Below are 19,736 nucleotides of genomic sequence, written 5' to 3'. Positions count from 1 at the left end.
GGGCGAGACGTTCATCGGATTCCGGGCCTGGGGACAGCGGCGTTGACAGGCGCCCCTCCTGCTATAAGGTGCCGCGCTGTTTTCCAAGCAATTCCGAGGATTTGAATCATGGCTGAAGGCATCAACCCGAAGCACCTCGACAAGCGCACCGCCGAGCGCTACCAGCGCGGCGGGCAGGTGGACGAGGACGCGTACAAGAAGCACCTCGAGGAGCTGCCGGACGTGGCCGACAAGGCCGTCCCCATCGAGACGCTGATGGATGGCGAAATCGAAGACGACTTCGATGACGAGGACGAGGACGACACGGACGACGACGCCTCCGACGAGGACGACGACGCGGACGAGGCGGACGAGCCGGCCGACGAAGAGGACAAGGCGTCCGAATGAGCCCTTCGGAGAAGCGGGGTGAGACCTTCGTGATGACGGGGGAAGCGAGCCCCGCCTCCGAGGAGTCCCTGTCGTTCAGCACCTTCATCGTCGGACTGGGTTCCGCCGTCCTCATCCACCTGGGTGGGGCGCCGAACCCGGAGACGGGCCGCATGGAGAAGGACCTTCCGTTGGCCCGGCAGAACCTGGACCTCCTGGCGATGCTCCGCGAGAAGACGCGCGGCAACCTCACCGCCGAGGAAGAGAAGCTGGTGGACAACCTCCTGTCCGACCTGCGCCTGCGCTACGTGGAGGCAAGCCGGAAGTGAAGCCCCCTGAAGTCACCCGCCCGGGGGCACTGCCCCGGGGCGTGCGGATCGCCGCCGCGCTGTGCCTGGTGCTCTCCACCCTGACGGGGTTCCTCGCCTGCAGCGAGGCCTCCGTCATGATGAACTTCGAGGCCCACCGCGAAGCGCAGCGGGAGCACACCCCCACCCTGGCCCTCCTGGGCAAGGACCCCGCCGTCACCCAGGCCATCATGGAGGCGCAGCTGTCCGCGCTCTCCCCCATGCGCGAGTCCCGCGCCCTGGTGCTGACCGGGCTGACGGTGGCCTGCACCCTGCTCTTCTTCGCCTCCAGCCGCATGCTGCGCTCCCCCGAAGGCATGCCCCGGGACGGCTTCCGTCAGCTCCTGGGCGGCGCGGGCCTCTTCGCCGCGCTGATGCGCACCATCGACGGGGCCCAGTGGACCGTCGTGGCCCGGCACACCAGCCAGGCCATGGTGGAGGGGCTCAAGGGCCTGCCCGAGTTCCAGGACCCGGCCGCGGCGCAGCAGCTCTACGCGCTCGTCCCATCCCTGATGACCGTCAGCGCGGTGCTGCCCACGGTGCTGGTGGCTGGCGGGTTCGCCCTGCTCGCCCAGTACTTCCGCAGCGAGGGCGTGCGCGAGGCCATCGTCACGCTCGACGGGCCCACCGAAGACCCCTGAGGCTCGACTTGACGCTCGAGCAGGACTGACGCGGCGCGGCGCGAAGGCCGTCCGCCCGCTTCAGCCCGCGTCTGTCTCCGCGCGGGGCTGCGCGGGGCCCAGCAGCAGCGCTTCCAGGGCGGTCATCGCGTCCGCCTCGGAGCCGGCGGCCGTGCCTTCCAGCGGCAGCACGCGGGCCAGCGGGGCGCGGGGGATGCGCAGGAGCTCGTCCCGCGTCAGCCCGAACACGTACGCCAGATGCCCCATGGGCCAGCGCGACTGGAGCCGGTCGAACGCCGCGTCATCCAGTTCCTCCAGGGGGCACGGCAGCTCCGCGTCCTCGTACACCACCTTCTCTCCACCCACCCGCCGGCCATTGCCGTACGCAATCACTTCTTCGCCTTCGTCCGCGTCGTACACGTAGGCGTGCACGGTGGCGTTGGCGGCGGCGGACAGGAGGCGGGCCAGGGCGTGGTGCGCCGCGTACCAGTGGGCGCCCTGCCGTCCCTGGGAGAAGGGCCCCAGGAAGGCCAGGCGCACCACCTTGCGGCGGCGGTTGATGGTGACGCGCAGCGCCGTGGCGGCCGGGGCGCTGTCCAACGACAGGGCCTCCCGGGCCAGGCGCACGAGCGCCAACCCGGAGAAGGTGTCGAGTCGAACGAGATAGCCGCCGTGCGCGTCCAGAATGAAGCCCCCGAGGATGGGCGCCGCCTATAACCGACCCCCCATCCCCTGGCAACTTCGCCACCACGATTACCCGGCTGCTTCCAGCGGCTCAAAGTATTCCGGGGAAAACGCAGGGCGTACGGGCGGTGTCGCCTTGCCAAGGGGTCCCCGGCCCTTACGTTGAGGTCATGCGACTCGACAAATATACGGTGAAGGCGCAGGAGGCGATCCAGGAGGGTCAGTCCCTGGCCCGCCGGGCCGACAACCCCCACTACGAGCCGGAGCACCTGGCCACGGCGTTGCTGGGGCAGAAGGACGGCATCGTCGACCCCCTGCTTCGCAAGATTGGCGTGGACGTGAAGCTGTTCGCGGGCCGCCTGGGCGAAGCGCTCCAGAAGCTCCCGCGCATCCAGGGCGGCGAGAGCGCCATGCTCAGCCAGCGCCTGATGAAGACCTTCGACAAGGCCGAGGACGAGGCCAAGGCGCTGAAGGACGAGTTCACCTCCTCCGAACACCTGCTGCTCGCGCTGACCCAGGACAAGGGCGCGGTCGGCGAGGCCATGAAGTCCTCCGGCGTCACGCGCGAGCGCGTGCAGGCGGGCCTCAAGGAGGTGCGGGGCTCCTCGCGCGTGACGAGCGCCGACGCGGAGTCCACCTACCAGGCGCTGGAGAAGTACGGCCGCGACCTCACGGAGGCCGCGCGCAGCGGGAAGCTGGACCCCGTCATCGGCCGTGACGAGGAGATCCGCCGCTGCATCCAGGTGCTCAGCCGCCGCACCAAGAACAACCCCGTGCTCATCGGTGAGCCGGGCGTGGGCAAGACGGCCATCGCCGAAGGGCTGGCCCGCCGCATCGTGGACGGCGACGTGCCCGAGGGCTTGAAGAACAAGCGCCTCATCACCCTGGACCTGGGGTCCATGGTGGCCGGCGCCAAGTACCGCGGCGAGTTCGAGGAGCGCCTCAAGGCGGTCCTCAAGGAGGTCTCGGACGCGGCCGGGGAGATCATCCTCTTCATCGACGAGATGCACACGCTCGTGGGCGCCGGGAAGGCCGAAGGCGCCATGGACGCGGGCAACATGCTCAAGCCCGCGCTCGCGCGCGGCGAGCTGCACTGCATTGGCGCGACGACGCTGGATGAGTACCGCAAGCACATTGAAAAGGACGCCGCGCTGGAGCGCCGCTTCCAGCCGGTGTTCGTGGGCGAGCCCACGGTGCACGACACCATCAGCATCCTGCGCGGCCTCAAGGAGCGCTACGAGGTGCACCACGGCGTGCGCATCCAGGACACCGCGCTCGTCGCGGCGGCCACGCTCAGCCACCGGTACATCTCGGACCGCTTCCTGCCGGACAAGGCCATCGACCTGGTCGACGAGGCCTCCAGCCGCCTGCGCATCGAAATCGACTCCATGCCCACGGAGATCGACGACATCCGCCGCAAGGTGACGCAGCTCGAAATCGAGCGCGAGGGCCTGCGCAAGGAGACCGACCCGCACTCGCGTGAGCGCCTGGCCACCATCGAGAAGGAGCTCGCGAACCTGAACGAGAAGTTCAACTCGCTCAAGGCCCACTGGGACGAGGAGAAGAAGGCCATCGCGGCCCTGCGCACGCTCAAGGAGAAGCAGGAGAAGGCGCGCAACGACCAGGCCGCGGCCGAGCGTCAGGGCGACCTGAACCGCGCGGCGGAGCTGAAGTTCGGCGTCATCCCCTCGCTGGAGAAGGAGGTCGCGGCGCAGAACGAGAAGCTGGCGGAGCTGCAGAAGCACCAGAAGTTCCTCAAGGAGGAAGTGGACTCCGAGGACATCGCGTCCGTGGTGGCCAAGTGGACGGGCATCCCCGTCTCCAAGCTCATGGAAGGCGAGATGCAGAAGCTGGTCCACATGGAGGACCGGCTCGCCGAGCGCGTCATCGGGCAGCGCAGCCCCATTGAAGCCGTGGCCAACGCCGTGCGCCGTGCGCGCAGCGGGCTGCAGGATCCGAACCGGCCCATCGGCTCGTTCATCTTCCTGGGCCCCACGGGCGTGGGCAAGACGGAGACGGCGAAGGCGCTGGCGGAGTTCCTCTTCGACGACGACACGGCCATGGTCCGCATCGACATGTCCGAGTACATGGAGAAGCACGCGGTGTCGCGGCTCGTGGGCGCGCCCCCGGGCTACGTGGGCTACGAGGAGGGCGGCCAGCTCACGGAGGCCGTCCGCCGCAGGCCGTACACGGTGGTGCTCTTCGATGAAATCGAGAAGGCGCACCACGACGTGTTCAACATCCTGCTGCAAATCCTGGATGAGGGCCGGGTGACGGACAGCCAGGGCCGCACGGTGGACTTCCGCAACACGGTGCTCATCCTCACGTCCAACATCGGCTCGCAGGCCATCCAGGAGGGCATGGCGGGCACGGACACGCTCAACGAGAAGACGCGCGGCGAGGTGATGGAGGCGCTGCGCGGACACTTCCGTCCGGAGTTCCTCAACCGCGTGGACGAAATCGTCATCTTCGAGCCGCTGCGCAAGAAGGACATCTACCGCATCGTCGACATCCAGCTGGGCAAGCTCCAGAAGCTGCTCCAGGCCAAGCGCCTCACGCTGGACCTCACGGAGGGCGCGCGGGAGCTGTTGGCGGAGCGCGGCTACGACCCCACGTACGGCGCCCGGCCGCTGAAGCGCGCGGTGCAGAAGTACCTGTTGGATCCGCTCGCGCTCAAGGTGCTGAACGGCGAGTTCGCGCCGGGCGAGCACATCCAGGCGGACGCGGGCCCCAACGGGCTCACCTTCGCCAAGGTGCTGGTGGACAACACGAAGGGCGTGACGAAGACGGCGTAGTCCGCTTCACGCACCGGGGATTCGACTCACGGCGGGCCGCCTTCCCTCACACGGGAGGCGGCCCGTGGTGTTCTTCAGGTGCGGCGGTGCTTGTCGTAGAGCGCGTCGCGCCACGCGAGCAGGTCGGGGAAGCGCGCGGCGAGCCCCGGATGGGTCCACACCTCGCGCGTGCCCTGTCCCAGGGGCAGGTGCCGGTCCGCCGGGGGCCCCAGCAGCACGAGCATCGCCGCGGCGGTGATGTCCGCGTAGGTGAAGCCCGCGTCCAGCAGGTAGGGCCGGCCGCCCAGCGCCGCGCGCAGCTTCTCGTAGGAGGGGGCGACCGCGGCCTCGATGACCTCCGGAGCGCCGTTCGCCACCTGGTGCTTCTTCACCACGAAGCGCATGCCCAGGCGCGCGGAGGGCGCGAACACCGGGCGCAGCCAGCCGGGAACGAACTTCGGCAGCAGGTCCGCCTGGGCGCGGGCGTTCGTCAGCATGCGCGGCATGGCGTACGCGCGCGCCGCGTCCAGCACCTGCTCGCTGGTGTCGTTCCAGGCGGTGATGGCGTCCAGCTGCGCGGCCGGGAAGAGCGGGCTGCCCTGCCCCACCGCTTCGGCGTACTTCGCGATGGCGAACGAGCCGTGCGTGGCCGGCTGGGGCGGATCCACGAGCAGGGGCACGGAGGGCTTCACGCCGGGCGCCACCTGCTTGCGCAGCCAGCGCTCCTGGATGAGGGGGACGTAGTCCTGGTAGCGGTAGGCGACGCGGTGGTGGTCCAACGCCCACCGGGCCTTCTCCGTCCAGCCCGAAGAGGTCAGTCCGACGAGGGTTCGCATAGGGGGCGGAACCCTAGCAGGGCCTTCCCCTCCGGACCTCAGTGTTCGCGAAGGAACGCGTCCAGCTCCTCGAGGCGCAGCAACCGGGGTTCGGCGGTGGGCAGGACGGCGTCGCGGGCGGCGGTGACGAGCGCACGGGCCCGCTCCGGCTCGCGGTGGGCCTTGCGCAGGGCGCGCGCCAGGGTGAAGCGGATGGCGGCCAGTTCCAGCGGCGGGGCCTCCGTCTTCTCCCACTGCGCCAGCGCGTCGTTCAGCCACTGACAGGCGCCCGCGGCGTCGCCGCGCTCCAGCGCCAGCTCGCCCAACACCTGGCCCAGGTCCGGCGGAGGAGGTGCCTCCGCGCCGGCGAGCTTGTGGTGCAGCACGAGCGCTTCCTGCCCCGTGCGCCAGGCTTCGGGAAGTTGCTCCGCGCGGGTGAGCGCGCCGGCCAGGTTGCGCAGGGCATCCACCAGCTGGCCCTCCGCGCCCATCTCGCGCAGGAGCGCCACCGCGCGCTTCGCGGAGGCAACGGCGAGGTCGGGCCGGCCCATGCGCAGGTGCACCTCCGTGGCGTGCATTGGCGCCGTGGCGAACACGGGGTCCTTGCGTCCGTCCACGGCGGCCGCCTCTCGCTCCGCCTCCATCTCCTGGAGGAGCTTCAACGCCTCTTTCATGCGGCCCTGGTTCGTGAGCACCAGCGACAGGTTGTTGCCCGTGCGGACGCGGTAGGCGGAGCCGGGCGGGTACTGCTGCTGGTAGAGCTTCAGGGCCTCGCGTTGCAGGCGCTCGGCCTCGTCGTAGTGGCCCATGACGAAGGCCACCGCGCCCAGGTTGGCGCGCAGGCTGATGACATAGCGCAGCGGCTGGCCGGGCCCGTACATGCGCTCGTAGCGCGTGAGGCTCTCCTGAAAGGCGTCGTGCGCCTCCTGATAGCGGCCCATTCCGACCAGCGTGGAGCCCCGGTTGTTGAGCACCATGGCGACCTTCGGGTGGTCCGGGCCGTAGGCCTTCTCCAGCAACGCCTGGGCCCGCTCACCGGCCGCGAGGGACTCCTCGGGGCGCCCCATCTGGCGAAGCGCCGTGGCCTTGAGCAACAGTTCGCGCGCGACGCGGGGCGAGTCGCTGCCGGACAACCGCTCCTGGAGGGTCAGGGATTGCTCGAGGAGCGGGAGCGCGTCCGCGGGCCGGGACTGCTGCACGAGCGACGAGGCCTGGAACGCCAGCAACCGGGCCTCCAGTTCCGGGTTGCCGCCGGAGCGATCCAGGAGCGCCCGGGCCTCCTCCGCATGGACCTTCGCCTGCTCCGGACGCTGGGCGACCTCGCCGTCGATGAACACCTGATGCACCACGGCCTCGGTGGCGTGCAGGTCGTCGCGGCCCGCGAGCGACGCCAGCATCGCGCGGCGCAGGGTCGTGGTGGCGGCCTCGTCGCGCAGGAAGGCACGCGCCTCTCCTTCGATGAGCAGCGCCTCGCCCAGCAGCGGCTTGTAGCCCAGCGCCTCCGCCTCCGTGACGAGGGGCCCCACGCGGTCCACGGCCTCCTGCCAACGGTCCGCGTTCAACCGGGCACGAACGTCGTCCAGCTTCGCGTACGCGGCCTTCACGCGGGCGGCGACCTCCGGCCGCTCGGGAGGGGGCACCGGCTGAGACAGCGCCTCCACGTCCGCGCAGCGCGACAGAGGGCTCAGGGCCTGCACCGTTTCCGGAGCGGCCGGGACGCGGTCCTTGTCCGTGGAGAGCAGCACGTCCGTGAGCGCGCCCAGTTCGCGGCGGCGGCGCTCCAGGCAGCTCATGCGCAAATCCATCACGGCTTCCGACTGGCCACCGCGTCCCCGCGTGGCCTCGCACGCCTCGCGCCGGCCGACGTGCCAGGCGGAGGCATACGCATCCAGCGCGCGGGCCGTGGCCTCGTGCGCGGCCAGGGCACCCGGCGCGCCCGTGGCCTGGAAGGCCTTGAGCAGCGCCGCCTTGCGGTCCATGTCCCAGACGCTGGCCAGCCGCAGCGGATCATCCGCGCAGGGCGAGGGGCCCATCACCGCGAACACCGTGGCCGCGACCACGGCCAGGCTCGCGCCCACGCCAGCGGCCGCCACCTTCGCGCTGATGCGTGGGAAGGCGGCCCGCTCCAGTGCGTCGAGCAGGACCGTCATGGAGGGATGGCGCGCCACCGGCTCCGGCGACAGCCCGCGCACGAGGAGCGCGTGCACGGCGCGCGGGACATTGCTCCGGTTCGTCAGGCCGCCCGCCTCCCCGGCTTCAGGGCGCTGGCCGTGCAGCCCTTCGTACAGCGAGACGCAGAAGGCGTACTGGTCCGACCGCGCGTCGGCGGGTGCGCCCGCGAGCACCTCCGGCGCGATGTAGCCGGGCGTCCCCGCGAGGGTGGTGGCCAGCGGGGAGCCCGTCGGCGACGTGGCCGGCGCGGTGGCGACGCCGGCCGTGATGGACTCCACGCGGGCCAGACCGAAGTCCGTCACGCGGGCGCGGCCCTCCTTGTCCACGAGGACGTTGTCCGGCTTGAAGTCCCGGTGCACGACGCCCGCCGCGTGCGCCGCCGCGAGCCCCCGGCCCGCCTGGAGGTACAGCCGCACCACGTCGCGCCACGGCCGGGGCGAGGCCTTCAGGTGCTGGCGCAGCGTGCCACCATCCACCAGCTCCATCGCGATGAAGACGACGTCCCCGAACGTCCCCACGTCGTGCACGGTGACGACATGCGGGTGGCGCGTGCGCGCGGCGGCCTGGGCCTCGCGAAGCAGCCGCTCCGTCAGGCCCGCGGAGCCGTCCACCGCGGGCAGCGCGCGCAGCAGCTTCAGGCCGATGCGCCGGTCGAGGCTGGGGTCATACGCCGCGTGGACGACGCCCATCCCGCCCGCGCCCAGCCGTTCCAGCACCACGTAGCGCCCCAGCAGCGTGCCCTGGGCGACCTGTGGAAAGCCCGACCGGGAGACGCGCGTGCGCGGAGGCTCCGTCACCATCACGGCCGTGCGCGCGGCGTGCACGTCGGGCGCGGAGGCGGCACGGACGCGCAGGAAGTCCGCCAGGGCCTCACGGCAGGACGCGCACGCGTCCAGGTGCGACTCGGCGCGCTCGCGCAGGGGCTGAGACGGGATGCCGTCCGCGAGGTCGAGCAGCTCGACCTCCTCCAGGTGAGGAGACGACTCGGACATGGACAGGCTCAGTCTTTCTTCAAGAGGGACGCGAGGCTGACTTCCAGGCTGCCGTTCAGGACGCGCAGCAGGCTGTCCAGCTGGGACGTGTTGAGCGCGAGCCTTCGGGCCAGGCCCTCGCGGGTGTGCTCCAGGAGCGCTTCGCGGGCCTTCGCCATCCACCGCGACACGGTGGAGGCGTGCACCTGGTGCAGCGCGCCCAACGACTCCACGCCCAGCCCCTGCACGAGCCCCAGGCGCAGCAGGTTGCGATCTCGCGGGGACAGCCCGGCCAGCGCCTCGGCGAAGGCGGCGCGGAAGGCGGGACGGTAGCGGTGGCGGATGTGCTCCAGCTCCGGATCCGCGGCGCCCAGGTCCGCGGCCAGGACGGCGTCATCCAGCGCCGTGGTCCGCTCCGGCCTGCGCTTGAGCGACAGCGCGATGCCCAGCGACACGGCCTCCGCCCACCGCCGCAACGGCCCCCGGCCCGCGTACTCCGTGAGGCGCGGGGCGCGGTCGCCCTCCTCCACCAGGAGCCGCAGGCGCGTGAGCTGGAGCACCTCGTCCACGAAGGCCTCCGAGTCCTCCACGCGGCGCACCGCGCGGCCCGCGGGCAACAGCACGGTGGACTCCAACGCGTCCAGCGCGGCCCGCTGTCCCTCCACCGCCGCCAGCGCCAGGTACAGGTCCTCGCAGTGCAGCGCGGCCAGTGCCTGCGCGGGGGGCTCGCCCGCCGGCGTGTGCTGGCCCAGGTGCGCGGCGAAGGTCGCGGGTGCGAGCCTGACGCCGGGCCAGGCCGTTTCGCAGCGCTCCAGCACGCTTGCCAGGACGGGCAGCAGCCCCGCCGCCTCCTCGGAGGTCAGGGGTCGCGCGGCCCCCCGGAAGGCCGCGACCAGCTCGGATGGAATGTTCGCCATGGCAACGACCGGCCCCCCAAGGACCGGCTGGGCGGGAATGCTAGCGAATGGGTTGGCCAGGGAGGAAGACCCCAGGGGGTAGGCGCGCGGCGGGCGTCCACGTCCGGACCTTTTCCGGAGAACCCGCCAGGTTCCGCGCATCGCGGACGCGGGTCATGCATCCGACCGGCGCTTGGAGTCGTGGGGCTCACTTCCCGGAGGAGTGCGACATGAAGATCGGAATCATTGGCGCGGGGCTGATCGGCGGAACCCTGGCGAAGCGGTGGACGAAGCTCGGACACGAGGTGTTCATCGCGAACTCACGCGGGCCGGACACGCTCAAGGACCTCGCGAAGGAGACGGGCGCGAAGGCCGTCACCGCGCAAGAGGCCGCGCAGGCTGGCGAGGTCGTCGTCGTGACCATCCCGCAGAAGGCGGTCCCGGACCTGCCCAAGGGCCTCTTCGCGAACGTGCCGAAGGACGTCGTGGTCATCGACACCAACAACTACTACCCCGTGCGTGACGGGCAGATCGCGGAGCTGCTCGGCGGCACGCTGGAGAGCGAGTGGGTCTCGAAGCTCATCGGCCGCCCCGTCATCAAGGCCTTCAACAACATCTTCTTCCAGAGCCTCGACCAGAAGGGCAAGCCCAAGGGCACGCCCGGACGCGTGGCGCTGCCGGTCGCGGGGGATCCGCCCGAGCACCGCGCGAAGGTGCTCAAGCTCGTGGAGGAGCTGGGCTTCGACGGCATCGACGCGGGGAGCCTCTCCGAGTCGTGGCGCCAGCAGCCTGGCACCCCGGTCTACACCCATGACTTCGATGCGCCGGGCGTGAAGAAGGCGCTCGCCGAGGCCGAGCGCAGCCGCCTTCCGGAGTACCGGAACAACGCCGACGAGGGGCTGAAGAAGTACCTGCAGTCGCAGGGCTGAGGCTCACGCCAGCGGCTTGAACACGTCGTAGTCGAACGGCGCGGCGGGCGGCATCTCCCGCTGCCGCCGTGAGTCGTACCGCTCCAGCGCATAGGCGATGTTCCGCTCGGGTCCCGGACTGTCGATGCTGAGCGGCCGCTGGCTCTGTCGCTGCCAGCGGAAGAGGGCCATGGCAGCCGCACCACGGACACCGACGTCATGGAGACGCCTCCGGAAGGACACAGGCGCCCCTCACGACTTGTGGGACCGGAGGCTCCGGGCCAAGAGTGCGCCTGCACTCATGACATCCTCCACCGAAGCCCCGCTGCTCGTCACCGCCGAGTTGGAGCCGGAAGCCTTCGCGCGCCTGGACGGCCTGCGCCGCCGCTACTTCCCACCCGAGCGCAACGTCATCCCGGCGCACGTCTCCCTCTTCCACCACCTGCCCGCGTCCGAACAGGACGCCGTGGAGGCCGCGCTCGAGGTCGTCAGCGAACGCCCCGCGCCCACGCTGCGCTTCACGAAGCTGCGAAGCCTGGGACGCGGCATGGCGGTGGACGTGGAGGCCCCGGGCCTGTCCCCCGTGCACCGCGAGCTGTCCCGCGCCTTCGCGGAGTGGCTCACGCCGCAGGACCGCCAACCCTTCCGGCCCCACGTCACGCTGATGAACAAGGCCGCCGTCGAGGAGGCGAAGGCCGCGCTCGAGGAATTGAGCGCGGACTGGTCCGCCTTCGACTCGCATGCCCCCGCGCTGCTGCTCTGGCGCTACCTCGGAGGCCCATGGGAACCCGTGCGCCGCTTCCCGTTCACGGGCCGCGCTGGATGAGCTGCTGCACCGCCTCGCGCACGTCCTGCAACAGCGAAGGGTCCCTCACCGCGATGAAGATGGTGTCGTCGCCCGCCACCGTGCCCGCCAGGCCCTCCACCTCCTCGCGGTCCAGCGCCAGCCCGAAGATCTGCGCGTAGCCGGGCGCCGTCTTCAGCACCAGCATGTTGGGCGGCGCCTCGATGATGGTCACCGAGGGCGCGAGCGGCACCGGCGCCACCGCCGGCTCCGTGCGCTGGTAGCGCCCGTTCACCTTCTGCACGCTCAGCTTCTTCAGCCGCCGCGACAGCGTGGACTGGCTGGGCGTGTGCCCCGCCTCCTCCAGCAGCGACTGCAGGACGAACTGATCCGGAACGTCCTGCCGGGAGATGAGCTGAAGGATGGCGTCGTCCAGGTTCATTCACGTTCACCATGCATGCGGCTGAATACGCACGCAAGGCGCATGAAAAATCCCAGTGAATGTTCTTGCGCGCTGCGCCGTTCTGCATAATATCCGCGCCTCCTCAAAGAATATGCACGAATTCAAGTGCATATTCAGCAGTCCCCATCCATCCGGCGCGGCCGGGGGAGCACGAAGCCCATGAAGCATGTCACCCGCATCCAGGACCTGGGGCCGGAAGGCGTCGAGGCGGTCCTCTCGCAGGCGGCCGCGTGGAAGCAGAAGGACCCCGGGGCGCTGTTCCCCGGGAAGATCCTGGGCATGGTGTTCTTCAACCCGTCCCTGCGCACGCGCACGTCCTTCGAGGCCGTGATGCTGCGCGCGGGCGGGCACGCCATCGTGCTCGACGTGGGCTCTGGCGTGTGGAAGCTGGAGGACCGTCCGGGCGCGGTGATGAACGCGGACCGTGCGGAGCACATCAAGGAGGCGTCGCCCGTCCTGTCGCGCTTCGTGGACATGCTCGGCATCCGCACCTTTTCCCAGGGTGGCGGTGACGAGGAGGACGAGGCCGACCCCGTCATCAACGCCTTCCGCAAGTGGGCCACCGTGCCGGTGGTGAGCATGGAGTCCGCGCGCGAGCACCCCTGCCAGGGCCTGGCGGACGCGCTCACGCTGCGCGAGACGTTCGGCACCACGAAGAAGCTGCCGGTGACGCTCACCTGGGCGCCGCACATCAAGCCGCTGCCCAAGGCCGTGCCCAACTCGTTCCTGCTGTCCGCGGCGGCCGCGGGCTGCGAGGTGCGCGTGGCGCATCCTCCGGGCTTCGACCTGCACCCGGCCGTGCGCGCGGAGGCCGAGGCGTACGCCAAGGCCACCGGCGGCAGCATCACGTACACGCACGACCAGGACGAGGCGCTGGTGGGCAGCCGCGCCGTGTACGCGAAGTCCTGGGGCCCCACCGCGCAGACGGCGAGCACGCCCACGGACGTCGCGGCGCTGCTCGCGTCGTACTCGGGCTGGATGCCCACGCGCCGGCACATGGCGAAGGCCGCGAAGGATGCGGCGTTCCTGCACTGCCTGCCCGTGCGCCGCAACGTGGAGGTCGCCGACGAGGTGCTGGACCACGCGAGCAGCCGCGTCGTGGACGAGGCGGGCAACCGCTACCACGTGCAGCGCGCCCTCCTGGCCTGGATGCGCGGCGGCTGAGTCTAGAAGCCAGCCGCCCCACCCTTCTTCGTCCCCTTTCGCCTTTTCAGAGGTCCACCGTGCCTTTGTCTCCCGACCCGTACGCCGCGCTTCGCAACGCGGCGAAGTACGTGAAGCAGTTCCGCAGCAAGACCTTCGTGGTGAAGCTGGGCGGCGCCGTGCTGACGGATCCGCGCACCCGCAAGACGGCGTGCGAGCAGATCGCCCTCTTGTGGGCCTTCTCCATCCGCCCCGTCGTCGTGCACGGCGGCGGTCCGGAGCTGGACGCGCTCTGTGACGCCCTGCACCTGCCCATCGAGAAGGTGGCCGGCCGCCGCGTCACCTCCGCGCCCGTGCTGGACGCGGCGAAGATGGTGCTGGCGGGCAAGCTGCACACGGACCTGCTCGCGGACCTCCAGGCCGCGGGCGTGCCCGCGGTGGGCCTGTCCGGCGTGGACGCGGGCCTCATCAAGGCGCGCAAGCGCCCGCCCGTGCTGGTGACGGAGCCCGGCGAGACGCAGGGCCGGATGGTGGACTACGGCCTCGTGGGCGACATCGAGTCGGTGGACACGCGCGTCGTGGAGCACCTGCGAAGCGCCGACTACGTGCCCGTCATCGCCCCGCTGTCGGGCGGCCAGGACGGCGCCGTGTACAACACCAACGCGGACACGGTGGCGGCGGCCCTGGCGGCGGCGCTGCATGCGGAGAAGCTCTTCTTCATGGTGGAGGTGCCGGGGCTCCTCAAGGACGTCTCCGACCCGTCCTCGCTCATCTCGCTGGCCACGCTGTCGGACCTGGCCTCCCTGGAGGCCGAAGGCCGGCTCACGGGCGGCATGCGTCCCAAGGCGCACGCCATGCGCCACGCGCTCGTGGGCGGCGTGGGCAGCGTGCACCTGGTGAGCGGCAAGCAGTCCGACGCGCTCCTGGAGGAAGTGTTCACCAACGAGGGCAGCGGCACCATGGTCGTGCGCGAGCACCCGGTGAAGCACGGCGAGGCCAAGGGTTGAACCCCGCCGAGCTGCTCACCGCGCTGGTCGCCACACCCAGCGTCTCCGGCGACGAGGCCCGCATCGCGGACCTCGTCTCGGGCCATGCGGAGTCCTGGGGTGCCCGCGTGCACCGCCAGGGCCACAACGTGTGGTTCAGCGTGGGCAGCGGGCCGAAGCGCCTGCTCGTCAACTCGCACCTGGACACGGTGAAGCCGTGCGCCGGGTGGAACACGGAGCCACAAGAGGCCGTGTGGAAGGACGACACGCTCTACGGCCTGGGCGCCAACGACGCCAAGGGCTGCGTCACCGCCATGCTCCTCACCGCGAAGGCGCTCCTCACCGAAGGCGCGCCCGAGGGTGTCGAGTGCGTCTTCGCGCTCACCGCCGAGGAGGAGACGGGCGGCAAGGGGCTGGGGCCGCTGTTGTCCACGCTGGGGCCGCTGGACGCCGCCATCGTGGGCGAGCCCACGTCGCTCAAGCCCTGCACGGCGCAGCGGGGCATGCTGCTGTTGCGCTGCGTGGCGCACGGCAAGAGCGGACACGTCGCGCACGCGCACACGGGCGGCCTGGGCTCGGAATCCAACGCCATCCTCAAGGCGGCCCGGGACATCCAGGCTGTGTCCGCGCTGCGCTTCCCCGCGCACCCGCTGCTGGGTGAGGCGCGGGCGCAGGTGACGCAGGTGTCCGGAGGCCTGGCGCGCAACCAGGTGCCGGACCGGTGCGAGTTCTTCGTGGACCTGCGCACCACGCCGGGCATGGACCACGCGAAGGTGGCGCAAGACGTGGGCGCGGCGCTGGAGAGCGAGGTGGTGGTGCACTCCGCGCGCTACCTGCCCAAGGGCACGGACGCGGCGCACCCGCTGGTGCGCGCGGCGGTGGCGGCGTCGGGCCAGGGAACGGTGGGCTCCAGCACCACGTCCGACTGGGCGTTCCTGGGCGACCTCCCGGCGGTGAAGGTGGGCCCGGGCGACACGCTGCGGAGCCACCAGGCGAACGAGTACCTCACGCGCGCGGAGCTGGAGGCGGGGCTCGCGTTCTATCGACGACTGCTGCACGGCTATGCCGGGGAGGTGTCGCGTGGCTGAGACATTGTGGGGCAAGGGCCAGCCGCTGGACGCGGCCATCCACGCCTTCACCGTGGGCGACGACCCCGTGGTGGACCTGTCGCTGGTGCCGCACGACGCGCTGGGCAGCGCCGCGCACGCGCGCATGCTCGCGCACGTGGGGCTGCTCACCCCGGAGGCCGCCACGTCGCTCGTGGCCGCGCTGCACGCGCTGCACGACGAGGCCCGCGCGGGCCGCTTCACCATCCGCCCGGAGCAGGAGGACGGCCACACCGCGCTGGAGGCGGCGCTCGTGGAGCGCACCGGCGAGGCGGGCAAGCGCATCCACCTGGCGCGCTCGCGCAACGACCAGGTGCTGCTGGCCCTGCGCCTGTTCATGCGCGAGGAGCTGCTCGCCCTGGGCGCGCGCACGGCGGAGCTGGCGGGGACGTTCCTCGACTTCGCGCAAGCGAATGCGGACCTGCCCCTGCCCGGCTACACGCACCTGCGCCGCGCGATGCCGTCCACCTTCGGCCTGTGGGGCATGGCGTTCGCCGAGGGACTGCTGGAGGAGCTGGAGGCGCTGAAGGGCGTGTGGGGGCGGCTCGACCGCTGCCCGCTGGGCGCCGCCGCGGGTTTCGGCGTGCCGCTTCCCATCGACCGTGAATATGTCGCGCGGTTGCTCGGTTTCAGTCGAGTTCAACGCAGCCCCATCGACGCGCAGGACAGTCGGGGGCGGCATGAAGCGGCGCTGCTCACCTGGGCGTGCTCGGTGGCGGGCACTCTGGAGAAGTGGCTTTGGGACGTGCAGCTCTACAGCATGGACGAGTTCGGCTTCCTGGCCCTGCCGGATGCCTTCACGACCGGCTCGTCCATCATGCCGCAGAAGAAGAACCCGGACGTGGTGGAGCTGGCCCGGGGCCGCTGCCGCGAGCTGCGCGGCCTTGCGCACCAGGTGGAGGCGGTGGCCGGCGGGCTTCCCTCCAGCTACCACCGTGACTTCCAGCTGCTGAAGCGCCCCACCCTCCAGGCCCTCACCAGCGCGAAGGCGCTGCTGGAGGTGCTGGCGCGGCTGGTGCCCGCGCTGAAGGTGAACGCGGAGAAGGCGCGCGCGGCGTGCGACGACACGCTCTACGCCGCGCACCATGCCTACGCGCTCGTGGCCAAGGGGCAGCCCTTCCGAGACGCGTACCGGGAGGTGGGCCGTCAGTTGAGCGACGGCAGCTTCCAGCCGGACCGCGGCGCGCTGACGGCCACCCACCTGGGTGGCGCCGGCAACCTGGGCCTCGCCACCGCGCGCGAGGAACTGGCGGATGCGCGCGACTGGCTCACGCGCACCCACGCGCAAGCGACCCAGGCCGCCTCCCGCGTCTGGGCCCCCTGAAGACTTCCTCACCCCCTTTCGCAGCAACAGGAGTCCGAAGATGAGCAAGAAGTCCGTGGTGCTGGCGTTCTCTGGTGGCCTCGATACCGCGTTCTGCACGGTGTACCTGCGCGAGCAGGGCTGGGACGTCACCACCGTCACCGTGGACACGGGCGGCTTCCCGCCCGAGCAGCTGGAGCGCATCCAGGCCCTGTCCCAGAAGCTGGGCTCGGTGGCGCACCACACGGTGGACGCGCGCGACACCCTCTTCCAGGGCTACCTGCGCTTCCTCGTCGCCGGCAACGTGCTGCGCGGCCAGCTCTACCCGCTGAGCGTCTCCGCCGAGCGCGCCTGCCAGGCCGTGGAGGCGGTGCGCATGGCGGAGAAGCTGGGCGTGCAGGCCGTGGCCCACGGCAGCACCGGCGCGGGGAATGATCAGGTCCGCTTCGACGTGGCCTTCCGCACGCTCGCGCCGCAGCTGCAGCTCATCACCCCCATCCGCGACCTGGCGCTCTCCCGCCAGCAGGAGATCTCCTTCCTCGCGGAGCGCGGCTTCCACCTGCCGGCGAAGACGGGCACGTACTCCGTCAACGAGGGCATGTGGGGCACGTCCGTGGGCGGCCGCGAGACGCTGGACTCGTGGAGCACCCTGCCGGAGGCGGCCTTCCCGGGTGGCGAAATCCCCACCGACCTGAAGCCCCTGCCGCTGATCATCTCCTTCGAGAAGGGCGTGCCGGTGGCGCTCGACGGCAAGGCGATGTCCGCGGTGGAGGTGGTGGAGAAGCTCAACGCCATCGGCCGGCCGTACGGCATCGGCCGGGGCGTGCACCTGGGCGACACCATCCTGGGCATCAAGGGCCGCGTGGGCTTCGAGGCGCCCGCGGCGCACCTGCTCATCGCGTCGCACCGCGAGCTGGAGAAGCTGGTGCTGTCGGGCAAGCAGCTCTTCTGGAAGGAGACGGTGGGCAACCTGTACGGGTCGCTGCTCCACGAAGGGCACTTCTTCGACCCGCTGGTGAAGGACCTGGAGGCGTTCCTCGCCTCCTCGCAGGACCGCGTGACGGGCGAGGTGAAGCTGGTGCTCACCCCGCGCGCCCACGTCGTGGAAGGCGTGCGTTCGCCGCACTCGCTGATGGACGCGAAGGTGGCGACGTACGGAGAGGCCAACGTGTTGTGGACGGGGACGGAAGCGGCGGGGTTCGCCAAGCTCTACGGCGTCGCGCAGATGCTCTCGCAGAAAGCGAAGTGACGACATGAAGATCCACGTCGACAAGGTGGGCAGTGTCACGCGCAACCTCCAGGTGGGGCGCACGGTGCACCTCACGGATGAGGTCAAGTGCGAGGAAGGCGCCGTCATCGCGGTGCGCATCCACGGGGAGAAGAGCGTCTACAACCAGTTGGAGGACGTGAACGGCCGGCTCGTCACGCTCCACGCGGGCGACATCGTCGTGGGCGCGCTGGGCCACCGCAACGCCCTGCACGGCTACGAGGGCGTGGTGCCCTCGTCCGTCACGGTGGGCGACAAGCTCAACATCCTCAACATGGGCGGCGTCATCGGGAAGTGCACGTCGCACAACCCGGGCGTGGGGCCGCCGTTCGAGGCGGAGGTGCTGGGCCAGGTCCTCACCTTCCCGGAGTTCCAGTCGCGCGCGGGCCAGCACGCGCACATCTCCACCGGCGCGCTCAAGGGCACGTCGAGGGCGGTGACGTGCCCGGTGGTGTACGTGGTGGGCACCTGCATGAACGCGGGCAAGACGTACGCGGCCAGCGTGGTGGTGCGGAAGCTGTCCCAGGCGGGCTACCGCGTGGGCGGCGCGAAGCTCACCGGCGTGTCGCTGATGCGCGACACCCTGTCCATGCAGGACAGCGGCGCGGACGTGGTGATGGACTTCACGGACGCGGGCGTCGTGTGCACCGGGGCGCGCACGGCGTCCAAGGTGGCGCGCATCGTCTTCTCGGAGATGGCGGCCCAGGAGGTGGATGTCATCGTCGCGGAGACGGGCGACGGCATCATGGGTGAGTACGGCGTGCAGGCCATCCTGGCGGATCCGGAGCTCAAGGCGCTGGGTGGCGCGTTCATCCTGTGCGCGAACGACCCGGTGGGCGCGGCCGGCGGCGTGCGGCACCTGCGCGAGGTGTACGGCATCGAGATGGACATGGTGGCCGGGCCCGCCACGGACAACGCGGTGGGCGTGCGCTTCGTGGAGCAGGTGGTGGGGCTGCCCGCTCGCAACGCGCGCGCGGATCCGAACGCCCTGGGGAATCTCATCGTGGAGAAGCTCGCGCCCAAGCTGGGTGCGGGGAGGAAGTCATGACGTCGCCTGCGCACATCTACATCCTGGGGGCCTCCGGTTTCGGCGGAGGCGAGCTGTTGCGGCTGCTCTCGGGCCACCCCGGCAACGCCGGCATCCGCGTGGTGTCGCGGCACCATGCGGGTTCTCCCATCCACAAGGTGCACCCGCACCTGCGCGGGCTGGTGGACGGCCGCTTCGAGGCGGAGCCGGACTGGCGCTGGCTCGCGGACTCGCAGCGCCCGGTGGTGTTCAGCGCGCTGGGGCACGGGGACCTGGCGTCGCAGTTCGCCGGGCTGGAGAAGCAGTGGGCGGACGCGGGGATCGCGGACCGGATGCTGCTGGTGGACCTGTCGTCCGACTTCCGCCTGGACCACCCGGGCCGGTACGCGGGCGCCTACGGCCGGCCGCACCCGTCCCCGGACCTGCTGGGCACGTTCACCTACGGCCTCACGGAGTGGAAGCGTGAGCAGGTGAAGACGGCGAAGCGCATCGCCAACCCGGGCTGCTTCGCGACGGCGGTGCAGCTGGCGCTCTTGCCCATCGCGGCCACGCCGGGACTGGGGCTCCTGGCGGTGTCGGGCGTGACGGGCTCGTCCGGCTCCGGTTCGCTGCCGGGCGAGGGCACGCACCACCCGACGCGCGCGCACGACTTCCGCGCGTACAAGCCGCTGGAGCACCAGCACGAGGCGGAGGTGGAGGTGATGCTGGTGGCGCACGGAGCGCAGCGGCACCGGCTGGCCTTCGTGCCGCACTCGGCGCCCATGGTGCGCGGCATCTTCGCCACGGTGCAGTTCGAGTGGCCGGAGCACGGCGGCGCGGTGGTGACGCAGTCGCTGACGGAGAAGTACCGCCGCTACTACGAGGGCTCGAAGTTCGTGCGCATCGTGGAGGGCACGCCGCGCGTGGCGGCCGTCGCGGGCAGCAACTTCTGCGACATCTCCGTGGCGACGAAGGGCCGCTCGGTGGCGGTGATGGCGGCGCTGGACAACCTGGTGAAGGGCATGGCCGGACAGGCGGTGCAGAACTTCAACGTGGCCCTCGGCTACCCCGAGGACACTGGCCTGCGCCAGGCGGCCTGCTACCCGTAGGACCGTGGACCCGGGG

19 protein-coding genes are annotated in these 19,736 nt (G+C 71.0%); 13 read left to right on the top strand and 6 right to left on the bottom strand.

Features of this window, described 5'->3' with window-relative positions:
- Window positions 1–108: 108 nt before the first annotated feature.
- The 3 genes from D7X32_RS22395 to D7X32_RS22385 are packed head-to-tail and all read left to right on the top strand — an operon-like array spanning window position 109 to window position 1,354.
- Entirely contained in the window at window positions 109–387 is a 279-nt protein-coding gene (locus D7X32_RS22395; RefSeq protein WP_120604604.1) for a hypothetical protein, read from the top strand.
- Window positions 384–695, top strand: coding sequence for a DUF1844 domain-containing protein (locus D7X32_RS22390; protein ID WP_120604603.1), 312 nt, complete (start codon window positions 384–386; stop codon window positions 693–695). Before D7X32_RS22395 ends, D7X32_RS22390 begins: the two co-directional genes overlap by 4 nt.
- Complete coding sequence (locus D7X32_RS22385) at window positions 692–1,354, top strand: hypothetical protein (protein WP_120604602.1); 663 nt, start codon at window positions 692–694, stop codon at window positions 1,352–1,354. Before D7X32_RS22390 ends, D7X32_RS22385 begins: the two co-directional genes overlap by 4 nt.
- Window positions 1,355–1,414: 60 nt before the next feature.
- Here D7X32_RS22385 and D7X32_RS22380 read toward each other — a convergent pair whose 3' ends face one another.
- Window positions 1,415–1,960 carry a hypothetical protein gene (locus D7X32_RS22380; protein ID WP_244239135.1) on the bottom strand — a complete coding sequence of 182 codons (546 nt, stop codon included), beginning with the start codon at window positions 1,958–1,960 and terminating at the stop codon, window positions 1,415–1,417.
- Window positions 1,961–2,187: 227 nt separating this feature from the next.
- Here D7X32_RS22380 and clpB point away from each other — a divergent pair, with 227 nt between their 5' ends.
- Window positions 2,188–4,812 carry an ATP-dependent chaperone ClpB gene (gene clpB, locus D7X32_RS22375; RefSeq protein ID WP_120604601.1) on the top strand — a complete coding sequence of 875 codons (2,625 nt, stop codon included), beginning with the start codon at window positions 2,188–2,190 and terminating at the stop codon, window positions 4,810–4,812.
- Between the two features lie 74 nt (window positions 4,813–4,886).
- Here the strand turns inward: clpB and D7X32_RS22370 are convergent, their stop codons facing one another.
- The 3 genes from D7X32_RS22370 to D7X32_RS22360 are packed head-to-tail and all read right to left on the bottom strand — an operon-like array spanning window position 4,887 to window position 9,666.
- A complete protein-coding gene (locus D7X32_RS22370; protein WP_120604600.1) occupies window positions 4,887–5,627 on the bottom strand; it encodes a glutathione S-transferase C-terminal domain-containing protein in 741 nt (246 codons plus the stop codon).
- A gap of 38 nt (window positions 5,628–5,665) precedes the next feature.
- Window positions 5,666–8,770: a serine/threonine-protein kinase gene (locus D7X32_RS22365; protein WP_120604599.1), complete on the bottom strand. Its 3,105-nt coding sequence runs from the start codon at window positions 8,768–8,770 to the stop codon at window positions 5,666–5,668.
- A gap of 8 nt (window positions 8,771–8,778) precedes the next feature.
- Complete coding sequence (locus tag D7X32_RS22360; RefSeq protein ID WP_158625736.1) at window positions 8,779–9,666, bottom strand: sigma-70 family RNA polymerase sigma factor; 888 nt, start codon at window positions 9,664–9,666, stop codon at window positions 8,779–8,781.
- A 155-nt stretch (window positions 9,667–9,821) separates the two neighbouring features.
- Here D7X32_RS22360 and D7X32_RS22355 point away from each other — a divergent pair, with 155 nt between their 5' ends.
- Entirely contained in the window at window positions 9,822–10,574 is a 753-nt protein-coding gene (locus D7X32_RS22355; RefSeq protein ID WP_120604597.1) for an NADPH-dependent F420 reductase, read from the top strand.
- 3 nt (window positions 10,575–10,577) lie between these two features.
- Here D7X32_RS22355 and D7X32_RS45515 read toward each other — a convergent pair whose 3' ends face one another.
- Window positions 10,578–10,745 carry a hypothetical protein gene (locus D7X32_RS45515; protein ID WP_158625735.1) on the bottom strand — a complete coding sequence of 56 codons (168 nt, stop codon included), beginning with the start codon at window positions 10,743–10,745 and terminating at the stop codon, window positions 10,578–10,580.
- 109 nt (window positions 10,746–10,854) lie between these two features.
- On the opposite strand from D7X32_RS45515, the gene D7X32_RS22350 reads away from it, so the two are divergent.
- The gene (locus D7X32_RS22350; protein WP_120604596.1) at window positions 10,855–11,379 is read left to right on the top strand and encodes a 2'-5' RNA ligase family protein; all 525 of its coding nucleotides are present in this window, start codon (window positions 10,855–10,857) and stop codon (window positions 11,377–11,379) included.
- Here D7X32_RS22350 and D7X32_RS22345 read toward each other — a convergent pair.
- Window positions 11,360–11,779 carry an arginine repressor gene (locus tag D7X32_RS22345; RefSeq protein ID WP_120604595.1) on the bottom strand — a complete coding sequence of 140 codons (420 nt, stop codon included), beginning with the start codon at window positions 11,777–11,779 and terminating at the stop codon, window positions 11,360–11,362. The two genes, D7X32_RS22350 and D7X32_RS22345, sit on opposite strands and share 20 nt — an antisense overlap.
- 180 nt (window positions 11,780–11,959) lie before the next feature.
- Here D7X32_RS22345 and D7X32_RS22340 point away from each other — a divergent pair, with 180 nt between their 5' ends.
- Genes D7X32_RS22340 through argC form a run of 7 tightly spaced genes read left to right on the top strand, consistent with a single transcriptional unit; the run spans window position 11,960 to window position 19,720 of the window.
- Window positions 11,960–12,964: an N-acetylornithine carbamoyltransferase gene (locus tag D7X32_RS22340; RefSeq protein ID WP_120525612.1), complete on the top strand. Its 1,005-nt coding sequence runs from the start codon at window positions 11,960–11,962 to the stop codon at window positions 12,962–12,964.
- A gap of 59 nt (window positions 12,965–13,023) precedes the next feature.
- A complete protein-coding gene (argB, locus tag D7X32_RS22335; protein ID WP_120525611.1) occupies window positions 13,024–13,950 on the top strand; it encodes an acetylglutamate kinase in 927 nt (308 codons plus the stop codon).
- Entirely contained in the window at window positions 13,947–15,017 is a 1,071-nt protein-coding gene (locus tag D7X32_RS22330) for a M20/M25/M40 family metallo-hydrolase (RefSeq protein WP_120604594.1), read from the top strand. The genes argB and D7X32_RS22330 overlap by 4 nt, the downstream gene beginning before the upstream one ends.
- Window positions 15,010–16,359: an argininosuccinate lyase gene (argH, locus tag D7X32_RS22325; protein ID WP_208752511.1), complete on the top strand. Its 1,350-nt coding sequence runs from the start codon at window positions 15,010–15,012 to the stop codon at window positions 16,357–16,359. Before D7X32_RS22330 ends, argH begins: the two co-directional genes overlap by 8 nt.
- Window positions 16,360–16,399: 40 nt before the next feature.
- Window positions 16,400–17,587, top strand: a complete 1,188-nt coding sequence (gene argG, locus D7X32_RS22320) for an argininosuccinate synthase (protein WP_120604592.1) — start codon at window positions 16,400–16,402, stop codon at window positions 17,585–17,587.
- A 4-nt stretch (window positions 17,588–17,591) separates the two neighbouring features.
- The gene (locus tag D7X32_RS22315; RefSeq protein ID WP_120604591.1) at window positions 17,592–18,653 is read left to right on the top strand and encodes a DUF1611 domain-containing protein; all 1,062 of its coding nucleotides are present in this window, start codon (window positions 17,592–17,594) and stop codon (window positions 18,651–18,653) included.
- Window positions 18,650–19,720, top strand: a complete 1,071-nt coding sequence (gene argC, locus D7X32_RS22310; RefSeq protein ID WP_120604590.1) for an N-acetyl-gamma-glutamyl-phosphate reductase — start codon at window positions 18,650–18,652, stop codon at window positions 19,718–19,720. The genes D7X32_RS22315 and argC overlap by 4 nt, the downstream gene beginning before the upstream one ends.
- The last annotated feature ends 16 nt before the right edge of the window (window positions 19,721–19,736 follow it).

The organism is Corallococcus carmarthensis, assembly GCF_003611695.1.
GTDB lineage: Bacteria > Myxococcota > Myxococcia > Myxococcales > Myxococcaceae > Corallococcus > Corallococcus carmarthensis.
This window is presented reverse-complemented; position numbering and strand designations above follow the sequence as displayed.

What these genes read in the sequence shown, in the direction of transcription:
- D7X32_RS22390 (WP_120604603.1), top strand. Translation starts at nt 384, where the DNA reads ATGAGCCCTTCGGAGAAGCGGGGTGAGACCTTCGTGATGACGGGGGAA.
- D7X32_RS22350 (WP_120604596.1), top strand. Translation starts at nt 10,855, where the DNA reads ATGACATCCTCCACCGAAGCCCCGCTGCTCGTCACCGCCGAGTTGGAG.
- D7X32_RS22360 (WP_158625736.1), bottom strand. Translation starts at nt 9,666, where the DNA reads ATGGCGAACATTCCATCCGAGCTGGTCGCGGCCTTCCGGGGGGCCGCG.
- D7X32_RS22395 (WP_120604604.1), top strand. Translation starts at nt 109, where the DNA reads ATGGCTGAAGGCATCAACCCGAAGCACCTCGACAAGCGCACCGCCGAG.
- D7X32_RS45515 (WP_158625735.1), bottom strand. Translation starts at nt 10,745, where the DNA reads ATGGCCCTCTTCCGCTGGCAGCGACAGAGCCAGCGGCCGCTCAGCATC.
- D7X32_RS22315 (WP_120604591.1), top strand. Translation starts at nt 17,592, where the DNA reads ATGAAGATCCACGTCGACAAGGTGGGCAGTGTCACGCGCAACCTCCAG.
- D7X32_RS22345 (WP_120604595.1), bottom strand. Translation starts at nt 11,779, where the DNA reads ATGAACCTGGACGACGCCATCCTTCAGCTCATCTCCCGGCAGGACGTT.
- D7X32_RS22340 (WP_120525612.1), top strand. Translation starts at nt 11,960, where the DNA reads ATGAAGCATGTCACCCGCATCCAGGACCTGGGGCCGGAAGGCGTCGAG.
- clpB (WP_120604601.1), top strand. Translation starts at nt 2,188, where the DNA reads ATGCGACTCGACAAATATACGGTGAAGGCGCAGGAGGCGATCCAGGAG.
- D7X32_RS22370 (WP_120604600.1), bottom strand. Translation starts at nt 5,627, where the DNA reads ATGCGAACCCTCGTCGGACTGACCTCTTCGGGCTGGACGGAGAAGGCC.
- D7X32_RS22365 (WP_120604599.1), bottom strand. Translation starts at nt 8,770, where the DNA reads ATGTCCGAGTCGTCTCCTCACCTGGAGGAGGTCGAGCTGCTCGACCTC.
- argC (WP_120604590.1), top strand. Translation starts at nt 18,650, where the DNA reads ATGACGTCGCCTGCGCACATCTACATCCTGGGGGCCTCCGGTTTCGGC.
- argG (WP_120604592.1), top strand. Translation starts at nt 16,400, where the DNA reads ATGAGCAAGAAGTCCGTGGTGCTGGCGTTCTCTGGTGGCCTCGATACC.
- D7X32_RS22355 (WP_120604597.1), top strand. Translation starts at nt 9,822, where the DNA reads ATGCATCCGACCGGCGCTTGGAGTCGTGGGGCTCACTTCCCGGAGGAG.